The sequence below is a fragment of the Nocardiopsis sp. NPDC055879 genome, from assembly GCF_053615935.1.
The window spans coordinates 219249-231350 of sequence record NZ_JBSHCT010000001.1 but is presented as its reverse complement, the minus strand read 5'-3'; the positions used below and the strand labels follow the sequence as shown (position 1 = coordinate 231350).

At 70.8% G+C, this 12102-nt stretch carries 9 protein-coding genes; 4 read left to right on the top strand and 5 right to left on the bottom strand.

Annotation, left to right across the window (positions count from 1 at the left end):
- Positions 1-216: 216 nt before the first annotated feature.
- From ACWGKS_RS00935 to ACWGKS_RS00915, 5 genes are read right to left on the bottom strand one after another with little or no spacing between them, the layout of a single operon-like run.
- Positions 217-1290, bottom strand: a complete 1074-nt coding sequence (locus ACWGKS_RS00935; protein WP_358508971.1) for an ABC transporter ATP-binding protein — start codon at positions 1288-1290, stop codon at positions 217-219.
- Positions 1287-2336 carry an ABC transporter ATP-binding protein gene (locus ACWGKS_RS00930; RefSeq protein ID WP_358508970.1) on the bottom strand — a complete coding sequence of 350 codons (1050 nt, stop codon included), beginning with the start codon at positions 2334-2336 and terminating at the stop codon, positions 1287-1289. Before ACWGKS_RS00930 ends, ACWGKS_RS00935 begins: the two co-directional genes overlap by 4 nt.
- Entirely contained in the window at positions 2333-3283 is a 951-nt protein-coding gene (locus ACWGKS_RS00925) for an ABC transporter permease (RefSeq protein ID WP_358508968.1), read from the bottom strand. The genes ACWGKS_RS00930 and ACWGKS_RS00925 overlap by 4 nt, the downstream gene beginning before the upstream one ends.
- Positions 3280-4350: an ABC transporter permease gene (locus ACWGKS_RS00920; RefSeq protein WP_358508966.1), complete on the bottom strand. Its 1071-nt coding sequence runs from the start codon at positions 4348-4350 to the stop codon at positions 3280-3282. Before ACWGKS_RS00920 ends, ACWGKS_RS00925 begins: the two co-directional genes overlap by 4 nt.
- Positions 4347-6185, bottom strand: a complete 1839-nt coding sequence (locus ACWGKS_RS00915) for an ABC transporter substrate-binding protein (RefSeq protein WP_358508964.1) — start codon at positions 6183-6185, stop codon at positions 4347-4349. The genes ACWGKS_RS00920 and ACWGKS_RS00915 overlap by 4 nt, the downstream gene beginning before the upstream one ends.
- Positions 6186-6432: 247 nt before the next feature.
- On the opposite strand from ACWGKS_RS00915, the gene ACWGKS_RS00910 reads away from it, so the two are divergent.
- Genes ACWGKS_RS00910 through ACWGKS_RS00895 form a run of 4 tightly spaced genes read left to right on the top strand, consistent with a single transcriptional unit; the run spans position 6433 to position 12047 of the window.
- The gene (locus ACWGKS_RS00910) at positions 6433-7146 is read left to right on the top strand and encodes a metal-dependent hydrolase (protein WP_358508962.1); all 714 of its coding nucleotides are present in this window, start codon (positions 6433-6435) and stop codon (positions 7144-7146) included.
- Between the two features lie 55 nt (positions 7147-7201).
- Positions 7202-7861: an O-methyltransferase gene (locus ACWGKS_RS00905; RefSeq protein WP_358508960.1), complete on the top strand. Its 660-nt coding sequence runs from the start codon at positions 7202-7204 to the stop codon at positions 7859-7861.
- A gap of 41 nt (positions 7862-7902) precedes the next feature.
- Positions 7903-9060, top strand: coding sequence for an exonuclease SbcCD subunit D (locus ACWGKS_RS00900; protein ID WP_358508958.1), 1158 nt, complete (start codon positions 7903-7905; stop codon positions 9058-9060).
- Positions 9060-12047, top strand: coding sequence for an AAA family ATPase (locus tag ACWGKS_RS00895; RefSeq protein WP_452521405.1), 2988 nt, complete (start codon positions 9060-9062; stop codon positions 12045-12047). The genes ACWGKS_RS00900 and ACWGKS_RS00895 overlap by 1 nt, the downstream gene beginning before the upstream one ends.
- The last annotated feature ends 55 nt before the right edge of the window (positions 12048-12102 follow it).

The window sequence follows — 12102 nt, the reverse complement described above, 5'->3', positions numbered from 1 at the left end:
AGTCACATTGAACGGGAGGCTCGCCCCCGTGCCGCGCCCACGTCACGTCCCCGCTGGTCAAGGCCCACCTCGAAGACCTCGTGCCGCACCTGTCCCACCGCTCCCACCGGTGACTCGCGCACCTCACGTCCGGGCCCGGACGCCGGGGCCTCGCGGCCGGGGACAAGGTGTGGAACCCCGAGTCCCGGAGCCGTCCACGGTCAGTGGTTCGGTCGGTCAGGTGGCCCGTTCGGGCAGGCGACCGGACTCGTCGGCGGCCGCCCAGTGGCAGGCCACGCGACGCTCGGCCCCGCCGCTCAGGATCGCCGGATCCACGCTCACGCACCGGTCGGCCACCCCTGCCCTCTCGGCCTCCCCTGAGGCCAGGATCGGGCAGCGCGGATGGAAACGGCACCCCGGAGGCACCTGCTTGGGGTCCGGTGGCTCACCGCTGAGCACCACCGGCCCCTCCTCCACACCGGAGTCGGGCAGCACCGACAGCAGGGCGCGCGTGTACGGGTGCGCGGGCGAGGACAGCACCTCCTCCACCGTGCCCAGTTCCACCACTCGTCCCAGGTACATCACGGCCACCCGGTCCGCGATGTTCCAGGCCAGGCCGAGGTCGTGCGTGGCCACCAGGGCGGACAACCCCAGTTCGTCGCGCAACTCCAGCAAGAGTCGCAGGATCTCGCCGCGCACCGAGGCGTCCAGGGACGCCACCGGTTCGTCGGCCACCAGCACCTCGGGGTCCAGGACCAGGGCTCCGGCGATCACCACACGCTGGCGTTGGCCCCCCGACAGCTCGTGCGGGTAGCGCGAGAGGAAGCGTTCGGGCGGGCGCAGACCGGCGCGGGACAGCGCGCGTTCCACCCGTTCCGACTCGTCGACCGTGGTGCCCTCGTGCACACGAAGACCCTCGACCACCGACTCGTATACGGTGCGCCTCGGATTGAGCGAACCCATCGGGTCCTGCTGCACGAGCTGCACTCGGCGCCGGTAGGACCGCAGGTCACGGGAGCGGTAGCGCAGCGGCTCGCCCTCGAACAACACCCGGCCGGCGGTGGGCCGCTCCAATCCCAGGAGCGTGCGGGCCAGGGTGGTCTTGCCACAGCCGGACTCCCCGACCAGGGCCACGATCTCCCCGGGCGCCACGTCCAGGTGAACGCCGTCCACCGCACGGGCGGTGCCCCGCCCTCCGCCGGGGGCGAACCCGGCCGTGAAGGCCACCTCCACGGAGTCGGCCCGCAGGACGGGCGGTGTCCGCGCCTCGGCGTCGGCGGAGGGCGGGCGGGGGGCGGTGTCGGCGCTCAACGGCTCGTCTCCTCTGTGCTGGTCTCCCCGGTCGGGTCGACGCCCTCGCTCTCCTTCGAGAGTGATCCCGGCCCCACGTGCACGCACGCCGCGTGCCGGTCGGCGTGCCCGTCGGCGCCGGGGTGGACCGGCCACAGTGGCGGGTCCACGGTGGCGCACACCGACTCGGCCACCGCGCAGCGCGGTCGGAACACGCAGCCCGACGGTGGGTCGGCCGGGTCCGGTGGGTCGCCCGGCAGGCCGCGCGGGGCCAGTCGGGAGGCGGGGTCGCCGATCTTGGGGAAGGCGGCGCTGAGCGCGCTCGCGTACGGGTGGGCGGGCCGGTGCACCACGTCCCGCGCCGGCCCCTCCTCCACGATCCGACCGGCGTACATGACCGCGAGCCGATCACAGGTGGCGGCCAGTACGGACAGGTCGTGGCTGATCATCAGCATGCCGATGCCGGTCTCCTCGACCAGCCCGCGCAGCAACGCGAGGATCTGCGCCTGGATCATGACGTCCAGGGCGGTGGTGGCCTCGTCGGCGATGATCAGCCGCGGCTCGCAGGCCAGGGCCATCGCGATCATCACCCGCTGGCGTTGTCCCCCGGACAACTGGTGGGGATAGTCCTGGGAACGGGAGACCGGCAGGCCCACCTGTTCCAGGAGTTCGGTGACCCGGGTAGCGACCCGGTCCGACTTCACGGTCCGGTGCAGCACGAGGGGCTCGGCGATCTGGTCGCCGATCCGCTTGACCGGGTTGAGGGAGTGCATGGCCCCCTGGAAGACCACCGAGGCACCGACCCAGCGCACGGCGCGCAGGCGTCCCCACTTCATCTCCAGGACGTTCTCGCCCTCCAGCAGAATGTCCCCGGTGACGCGGGCGGTGGCGGGCAGCAGGCGCAGCAGCGCCAGGGCCACGGTGGACTTGCCACTGCCGGACTCCCCCGCCACACCGAGGGTGTCACCGCGGCCCAGGGACAGGTTCACGCCGCGCACCGCCGGGATCTCACCCCCACCGGTAGCGTAGGTGACGCGCAGGTCCCGGACGTCGAGAAGGCCGCTCACCCGGCTCCTCCCCTCAGACGTGGGTTGATGACGGACTCGACCGCGCGCCCGCACAGGGTGAAGGACAGCGCGACCACGGCGATGGCCAGCCCGGGTGGGACGATGTACCACCAGATCCCGGCGCTGATCGCCCCGGAGGTGCGTGCGGCCTGGAGGATGCCACCCCAGGAGATGGTGGTGGGGTCGCCCATCCCCAGGAAGGCGAGGGTGGACTCGGCGATGATCGAGGTCGCCACCAACAGCGTGGTCTGGGCGAGCACCACCGGCATCACGTTCGGCAGCACGTGCCAGCCCATGACGTGGGCGTGGCCGCCGCCCAGGGCCCGGGCGCGTTCCACGTAGGGTCGGGCCTCCACCGCCAGCGTCTGGGCGCGCACCAGTCGGGCGGTGGGCGGCCAGACGGTGAGCCCGATCGCGAGGATGATGGTGCCGGTGCCGCGCGGCAGCACCGCGGCCAGGGCCACCGCCAGGACCAGGGTGGGCAGCACCAGGAACCAGTCGGTGACGCGCATGATCACCGAGGAGACCACTCGGCCGCCCACCCCTCCGGAGGAGCCGAAGTGACCGGCGGTCACCCCGGCCAGGGTGCCCAGGGTGACGGAGACGAACGTGGCCAGCAGCCCGACCGTCAACGAGACGCGCGCGCCCCAGATGATCAGGTCCAGGATCGAACGGCCGAAGTTGTCGGTGCCCAGCGGGAACTCCGTGCTGGGCGGCTGGTAGCTGTCACCGGGCGCACCGGTGATGGTCAGGTGCGCCTGGTCCACGAACAGGGGCGCGGTCAGGGCGAGCACGCCGATCGTGAGCAGCGAGGCCAGGCCGAACAGGCCGGCGCGGTTGCGCGCGTAGTCGCGGGCGAACCGACCCAGGGCCTCACGACGTCGTTTCCGGGCCAGGGCGCGGGGCGAGACCGCCGTGCCGGGCGCGGGTTCGGTGGGGGCGCTCATGGGCGCACCCGGGGGTCGAGCAGCGGATACACCAGGTCGGCCAGGAGGTTCATGAGGATCACCGAGGCCGCGAAGACCACGAACAGACCTTGGACGAGGCCGAGGTCGGGGACTTCCAGGCCGGAGTAGAAGAGTTGGCCGAGGCCGGGCCAGGAGAAGACCGTCTCCACCAGGATCACCCCGGACACGACCTGTCCGAGGTTGAGGAAGATGAGGGTGACGGTGGGCAGCAGCGCGTTGGGCACGGCGTGCCTGCGCCTGACCAGGACGTCGCGCAACCCCTTGGCGCGGGCGGTGGTCAGGTAGTCCGCCCCCTTCTCGTCCATGAGGGAGGAGCGCATGATCATCAGGTATTGGGCGTAGATCACCGCCACCATCGTGGTGACCGGCAGGACCATGTGCTGGGCGGTGCTCAGCGCACGTTCCACGGGGCCGGTCAGGCCCGGGTCGACCATGCCGCCGGTCGGGAACAGGCCGGGCATGAAGCCGCGGCCGGAGGCCAGCAGGACGATGAGGAGCAGGCCGAGCCAGAAGGTGGGCACCGACCAGAAGAACAGCGCGACGGCGGTGTTGACCCGATCGCCGCGCCCGCCCGGCCTCCAACCGGCGCGCGAGCCCAGGAACAGGCCGAGCAGCGCGGCGATGACCGTGCCGGTACCGGCGAGCAGGATGGTCGGCCCCAGACGTTCCAGGATGAGGTCCACGACCGGTTCGCGGTACTGGAAGGACACACCCAGGTCGAGGTGGATCAGCCCTTCGGCGTAGTCGAGGAACTGTCGCCACAGGGGCTGGTCGAGGCCGAACTGGCGGCGCAGCTCCGCCCGCTGTTCGGCGGTGACCTCGCGTCCCTCCGTCATGGCGCGGACGGGGTCGCCGGGCAGGATCCGGAAGAGGAAGAACCCGGCGACGATCACGGCGAACAGGGACACGACCGCGGTCATCAGGCGGCCGGCCACGTAGGTGATCACCCGTCGTGCCCGGTGCCCTCCCCCCGGGGCCGCCGGGGCGGGGAGCCCATCGGCCCCCGCCCCGTCCGGTCCGTCCACCTCGATGGGCGTGGTCGTCACTCGCGGTCCTCCACGGTGGAACGGTTGCGGAAGAACAGGAACGCGCCACCGGCGAGCAGGACGAGGACCACGACGCCGATGCCGATGCCCACCCCGGTGGAGATCCCGCCGCCGTTCGCGTCGGATCCGCCTTCAGCGGGCTGGGCGGACCACCAGGCCCAGTAGCCGTCCTGGCCCCAGATGTTGCCGCCCTCGGTCGGCTCCAGCTGGATGCTCTCGATGTGGTCGGTCCGGTAGGCCTCCATGATGTTCGGGTAGGCCAGGACGTTGACCACGGCCTCCTCGTAGAGGATCTCCTGCATCTGGTGGACGATCTCGGCGCGGGCCTCGTGGTCGTACTCGCTCAGCTGCGCCTCGTAGAGCTCGTCGTACTCCTCGTCGCAGAAGTAGGCGTCGCCCTGCATGGTGCCCGGTTCGGTCGGCAGCGCGTCGCAGGTGTGGATGCTGAACACGTAGTCGGGGTCGGGGTTGACCGTCCACCCGGTGAAGATGAGGTCGTACTCGGCGTCGTAGAGGGCGTCGCTCAGGATGCCCGGGTCGACGGTCTGGTTGTCGATCTCGATGCCGATGTCGGCGAGGCGCTCGGCGATGACCTGTCCGGCCTGGACGTTGTCCGGGCGGTCGGAGTGCACGTGCATGCGCAGTTCGAGGCGGTCGTCGTCGGGTGAGACGCGCACCCCGTCGTCGCCCCTTTCGTAGCCGGCCTCGTCGAGCATCTCGTTGGCGGCGTCCGGGTCGAAGTCGAGGGTGGCCTCCTCGCCCTCGGGCGACCAGTGGAAGTCGGTGTAGCGCGGCGGGATGTAGCCACCGGCCGCGACGGCCTGGCCGTTGGCGCCCTGCTGGACGATCTCCTCGTTGTCGATGCCCATGACGATGGCCTGGCGCAGGGTCCGGTCCTGGAGCGCGGGGTGTCCGTCGCCGAACGCCTCACCGTCCTGGGTCTCCGCGCCCGGGTTGATCGTGAAGGCCTGGAACCGCTTGCCGTCGGCGATGTTGACCGCGATGTCCTCGGTCGACTCCAGGGAGGTGACCTGGGCGTCGGTCAGTTCGTAGACGAAGGAGACCTCGCCGCTGCGCAGCGCCTCGACGGCGGCGTCCTTCTCGGAGTAGTAACGGAAGTACAGCTCGTCGAAGCCGGCCGGGCCACGCCAGTGGTCGGGGTTGGCCTCCAGACGGATGTGCTCGCCTCGGGAGTGCTCGGTGAGGGCGAAGGGTCCGCTGCCGACCGTGGGGAAGTCGTCGCCGGCGTAGTCGGAGAAGGCCTCGCCCTCCTCCTCCACGATCGGTTCCCACACGTGCCGGGGCACGATCGGGACGTTGAGCGCGGTCATGGTGGCCTGGGGCTCGTCGAGTTCGATGACCACGGTCTGGTCGTCCTCGGCGATGACCTCCTCGAACCCGGCGACGTAGTTGCCCGAGGCGATGGCCGCGGCGTCGTTCTCCATGATGGTGGTGAAGGTCCACGCGACGTCGTCGGCGGTGAGCTGCTCGCCGTCGGTGAAGAAGACGTCGTCACGGAGGTTGAAGGTCCAGGTCAGACCATCATCGGAGGTGTCCCAGCTCTCCGCGAGGGAGGGCGCGGGCTCGTTGGTCTCCGGGTCGACCGTCACGATGCTGTCGTAGACGTGTCTGAGGATGTTGGTGGTGACGGCCAACTGCGCCGTGAACGGGTTGAACGAGTCCACCTGCTGGGAGATGGCCACGGTGAGGGTGTTCGCGTCGGACTCTTCGGCCGCCGCGGGTACCGCGGACAGCCCCCCGAGCAGGATCAGCGCGCCGGTGGAGGCCAGCGTCCGGCGAAAAAGGGCGCCGGTGGGAGGTGGGTGCTGTGTCATGACGGCCCCTGTCGATTCATCGTGGGGTGGTGGCCTGGCCACCTGGGGGTGGTTGGTTGTCTACCAACAGGTTGTGACGAGCGTCAATCATCTCCGAGGTGAGGCGGGATATCGCAACACATTCGACTCCTACGGCGGGAATCAGGGTCGTTTCGCGGGATCGGAGTGGCGAAAGGGTCTTCATCGGTCGACCGAAACCCGAACACCGATTCGCGGCGAATAGAGGACTTCCGCTACGGTTCCCGCCATGATGGGGCACTCTCACGCACTGAGCGGCGTGGTCGGTTGGATGGCGGTCGTTCCGCTCGTCCAAGGCAAGGAATTCCTCGGTCTCAGTTTCGAACTGGGCCCGGGTGAAATCGTCGCCGGATCCTTGGTGTGCGCGGGGGCGGCCCTCCTGCCCGACGTGGACCACAAGAGCGCGACGGTGACCAAGACCTACGGGAAGGTCACCGAGGTCCTCAGTGACATTCTGAACTGGGCCTTCGGCGGTCACCGGATGGGAACGCACTCGTTCTTCTTCGCCGCGTTGATGGGTGTCCTGGTCACCGCCCTGGCCCTGTGGTCGGAGTTGGCCGTCCAGGTGTTCGTGTTCCTGCTCATCGGTATCGCCCTCCAGGGGCTGGGTTTCGGTCTGGACAAGAACCGGGCCGCGTCGGGGATCATCAACGCCTTGGGCACCGCGGCGATCACCCTGGGCCTGTACGCGGCCGGTCTGAACTACACCTGGCTCGGCCTGGCGGTCGCCTTCGGCGTGATCCTGCACTTCTTCGGCGACATGATCACCAAGATGGGCGTCCCGATCTTCTGGCCGTTCTGGAAGAAGCGCATCGGGCAGGGTCGGGGCTTCGTCACCGACGGTCCCGTGGAGAAGAAGGTCGTCACCCCGCTGCTCACCATCGGTGTCGTCGTCGGGTCGATCTACCTCTTCGACTGGCCCACCCTGCTCCCCCAGCACTGATCCTCCCCGGTCGCGGTCCTGGCCTGGGCCGGGCCGGGGTCCTAGGGTTGTGCGGGTGACTCGAACCTCAGAAGGCCTCACCCCGGAACTGCACGCCTACGTCGTCGCCCACAGCGAACCGGTCGACCCCGTCCTCGCCGACCTGGCCGAGGAGACCGCTCGGCTCTTCCCCCAGCAGCGGGGCATGCAGATCGGCCCCGAGCAGGGAGCGTTCACCACCCTTCTCACGCGGCTGTCCGGGGCCCGGAACGCGGTGGAGGTCGGTACGTTCACCGGTTACTCCTCCATCTGCTTCGCCCGCGGCCTTCCCGACGACGGCACCCTCCTGGCGCTGGACATCAGCGAGGAGTGGACGTCGGTGGCCCGCCGCTACTGGGAGCGAGCCGGGGTCTCCGACAAGATCGAACTGCGGATCGGACCGGCCCTGGAGTCCCTGCGCGCCCTGCCCGAGGACACCCGGTTCGACCTGGCGTTCCTGGACGCGGACAAGACCGGCTACCTCGATTACTGGGAGGAACTCGTCCCGCGGATCCGTCCCGGCGGACTGCTGCTGGCCGACAACACCCTCTCCCACGGGCGGGTGATCGACCCCGAGCAGACCGCGCCCCACGTGCAGGGCATCCGCGACTTCAACGACCGTCTGGTGGCCGACGACCGGGTCTCCCAGGTCCTGCTCCCCCTCGGCGACGGGCTCACCCTGGCCCGAAAGCTGTAGGATCGCCGGTTCTCCCGACGGGAACACCCGCGACTTGGGTAATGTCCACTTCCATGCGCCTGCTGCACACATCGGACTGGCACCTGGGTCGCTCCTTCCACCGGGAGAACCTCATCGACGCCCAGGCCGCGTTCCTGGACCACCTCGTCGACACCATCCACGCCGAACGGATCGACGTGGTCGTGGTCGCCGGGGACCTCTACGACCGCGCCCTGCCACCGGTGGACGCCGTGCGCCTGTTCGACCGGGCGTTGGGACGGATCCGCGCGACCGGGGCGCGCGCCGTGCTGATCAGTGGAAACCACGACTCCCTCACCCGCATGGCCTTCGCCACCGACCTCATCGACGCCGCCGGGATCCACCTGCGCAGCTCCCTGGAGGGGGTGGGCGAACCGGTGGTCATCGACGACGAGCACGGACCGGTCGCCTTCTACGGCATCCCCTACCTGGAACCGGAGATCGCCCGGCACCACTGGGACCTGACCGAACGTGGGCACCCCGCGGTGATCGGACACGCCATGGGTCTGATCCGGGCCGACCTGGACGAGCGCCCCGGCACCCGTTCGGTGGTGCTCTCGCACGCCTTCGTCACCGGCGGCGAGGGCTCCGACAGCGAACGCGACATCTCCGTGGGCGGTGCCTCGCACGTGCCCGCCTCGATCTACGACGGGGTCGACTACGTCGCTCTGGGCCACCTGCACGGCCGACAGACCATCACCCCCACCGTGCGTTACCCGGGCAGCCCGCTGGCCTACTCCTTCTCCGAGGAACGCCACCGCAAGGGCTGCTGGGTGGTGGAGTTGGACGCCGACGGGTTCGCCGGGGCCGAGTTCGTGGACGCCCCGGTGCCGCGTCCCCTCGCCCGGATCCGCGGGCGCCTCGACGACCTGCTCACCGGCACCGGTTGGGAGCGTTACACCGGTCACTGGCTACAGGTCACCCTCACCGACCCGCGTCGGCCGGCCCGGCCCATGGAGCGGCTGCGCGAACGATTCCCCCACGCCCTGTTGTTGGAGTTCGCCCCCGAGGGCGGCGCGCCCGACCGGCGACCCGTCACCGGCGCGATCGCCGAACGCCCCGAACGCGACGTGGTCGCCGACTTCGTCGAATGGGCCCGCGGCGCACCCGCCACCCCGGACGAGCGCGCGCTCGTGGACCGGGCCGTCGAAGAGGTCCGGCTCCAGGAAGGGATCCACTGATGCGCCTGCACGATCTCACCATGACCGCGTTCGGCCCCTTCGCCGGTACCGAACGGGTGGACTTCGATCGGCTCGGCCAGGGCGGGCTCTTCCTCGTCCACGGCCCCACCGGGGCGGGCAAGACCTCCGTGCTGGACGCGGTCTGCTTCGCGCTGTACGGAAGCGTCCCCGGGGCCCGCAGCAAGGACCGCTCCCCCAAGAGCGACCACGCGCCACCGGACCTGGAGCCGGAGGTGACCCTGGAGTTCACCATCCGAGGGCGCCGGATCCGGATCAACCGCAAGCCCCGCTGGGAGCGTCCCAAAAAGCGAGGCACCGGCACCGTCACCCAGAACCAGAAGGTGGTGGTCCAGGAGCTGCTGGAGGGAACGTGGCAGCCGGTCACCACTCGCCCCGACGAGGCCGGACAGTTCATCGGTGACCAGGTGGGGCTCACCCTCACCCAGTTCTGCCAGATCGTCATGCTGCCCCAGGGCGACTTCGCCCAGTTCCTGCGGGCCAAGTCGGACGACCGCCGCAAGTCCTTGGAGCGGATCTTCAACACCCGGGTGTTCCGGGACGTGGAGGAATGGCTGGGCGGCCACACTCGCAGGCTCGAACGCGAGGTGCGTTCGGCCGAGGAACGAGTGCGCGAGGTCGCCGGTCGGATCGCCGAGGTGGGCCGCTCCACCACGCCACAGGAGTCGGACCCGGCCGAGTTGAGCGCTTGGGCCACCGAGCTGGCCGTGGTCACCGCCGCGACCGTTCGGGACACCGAACCGCTCATGGATGAGTTCACGTTCGCCCGGGACCTGGCCCGGCGGGCGCTGACCGAGGGGCGCTCGCTGGGGGAGCGGCGTGCCCGGCTCGACCAGGCCCGGGAGCGGAGCGCGGTGTTGGAGGAACACCGGCCCTGGCGCGCCCGTTCCGAGGAACGCCTGACCGCCGCGGAGCGCACCGACGCCGTGCTGCCGTTCCTGCGCGCCCGTGACCACCGCCGCACCGAACTGGACAAGGCGGAGTTGGCCGTCACCGACCGATTGTCGTTGGTGGCGGGCCTGCCCGACCTGGACGTGACCACCTCGACCGGCGCGGAGTCGTTGCGTGCCGCCGAGCGGGGACGCCGCGACGAACTGGCCCGACTGGAGCTGCTGCGTGGTGACGCCGAACGCCGCCGGGCACTGCGCGGGGAACTGGCCGACCTGGACCGGCGGCTGACCGGGGTCCGCGCCGAGTCGGAGCGGGCCGGGGAGCGTAAGGAGACACTGCCGATCCAGGTGACCGCCGTCGAGCGGGAACTGGAACGGGTACGCGAACACGCCGGGTCGGTGGAGACGGCCCAGGACGCGTTGACGTTGGCGGAGAAGCGGCACACGGCGGCCGTGGCGCACGAGCGGCTCACCGTGGAACTGGAGCGGGCGCAGGAGACCCGGCGAACGGTCGTGGACACCGCGCAGCGGGCCGTGGACCACGCACAGGACCTATCGAAGCGGCGGATCGGACAGATGGCGGCCGAGCTCGCCACCGATCTGGCCGAGGGGTCGGCGTGCGCGGTGTGCGGATCGGTCGAACACCCCTCCCCCGCGACGCCGAGCGAGGGCGGCCTGGTCTCCGCCGACCGGGAGAAGGAGGCCCATGCCACCGCGGAGCGGGCCGCCACGGACCGGTCGACGGCCGAGCGCGCGGTGGAGCGGGTCCGGGGTCGGTTGGAGGCCGAGGCCAGGGTCGCGGAGGATCGCACCGTCACGAGCGCGGAGGAGGAGGTCGGGGCCGCACGTGCCCGCTTGGCCGAGGCCCGCGCCGCCGTCGGTGAGCGTAAGAACCTGGAACAGGAGCTGGTCCGGCTCCGCGAGGAGCTACGGCACGCCGAGGAGCGTGTGGGCGCGCTGAGCCGCCAGGAGGGTGAGTTCCTGGCCCGTCGGGAGAGCGCACAGGCCGAATACGAACGGCTCACGGCGCTGCTGGACGAGGCCCGTGGCGCCGACGCCGGACTGCCCGAACGCATCGCGCGCCTGACCGGCGAGGCCGACCTGTTGCGCGGGACCGCCGAGGCGATGGACCAGCGCGCACGGGCCGCCGAGGAGCTGCGCGCCGCCGGGGCCGAGGCCGAGGCGGCCCGGGCCGAGACCGGGTTCACCGACGAGGCCGAGGTCCTGGAGGCCGCGCTGGACGATCGGGAGCGTCGGGACCTGCGCCGTCGCACTCGTGACTTCGACGATCAGTGGGCGGCGGTTCGGGAACGCTTGGCCGATCCCGAACTCGTGGCCGCCGGTGAGCAGGAGCCACCGGACCTGATCGCGTTGGAGACCGTGGCCGCCACCGCCGAGCACGCCGCCGAACGTGTCTTGACCTGGCAGGGCATGTTCGCCGATCGGGCGCGCCGGTTGGGTGATCTGCGCGCCGAGCTGGCCGATCGGATGGCGGGTTCGGAGCCGGTGCTGCGCCGCTACGCGATCGCGCAGGGGCTGAGCACCCTGGCCGCGGGCACGTCCCCGGACAACACCGACAGCGTGCGGTTGTCCGCCTACGTCCTGGCGGCCCGGCTGGAGCAGGTGGTGGCGGCCGCCAACGACCGACTGCTGACCATGTCGGACGGCCGTTACGAACTGCGCTACACCGTCGACAAGGCGGCCGGGGACGGGCGGGCCCGTTCCGCGGGTGGTCTGGGCATGCGCGTGCTGGACTCCTGGACCGGACTCGAACGCGACCCGGCGACGCTGTCGGGCGGAGAGACCTTCTTCAGCTCGTTGGCGCTGGCCCTGGGGCTGGGCGACGTGGCCACCGCGGAGGCCGGCGGCACCGAGATCGACACCCTGTTCGTCGATGAGGGGTTCGGCACCCTGGACGAGGACACCTTGGAAGAGGTCCTGGACGTGTTGGACCGGCTGCGCGACGGCGGCCGGGCGGTGGGCGTGGTGAGCCACGTGGCGGACCTGCGCCGACGGGTGACCACACGCTTGACCGTGCGCAAGAGCGCCGCCGGTTCGAGCGTGGAACACCACGGCTGATCCGACCATCGCCGCTCGGGTACCCCGGGTCGGGGCGCCCGGCCGACGGTGGGAC

Excerpts from the sequence above, each read along its gene's own strand:
- ACWGKS_RS00925 (WP_358508968.1), bottom strand. The coding sequence starts at position 3,283 with ATGAGCGCCCCCACCGAACCCGCGCCCGGCACGGCGGTCTCGCCCCGC.
- ACWGKS_RS00915 (WP_358508964.1), bottom strand. The coding sequence starts at position 6,185 with ATGACACAGCACCCACCTCCCACCGGCGCCCTTTTTCGCCGGACGCTG.
- ACWGKS_RS00910 (WP_358508962.1), top strand. The coding sequence starts at position 6,433 with ATGATGGGGCACTCTCACGCACTGAGCGGCGTGGTCGGTTGGATGGCG.
- ACWGKS_RS00900 (WP_358508958.1), top strand. The coding sequence starts at position 7,903 with ATGTCCACTTCCATGCGCCTGCTGCACACATCGGACTGGCACCTGGGT.
- ACWGKS_RS00895 (WP_452521405.1), top strand. The coding sequence starts at position 9,060 with ATGCGCCTGCACGATCTCACCATGACCGCGTTCGGCCCCTTCGCCGGT.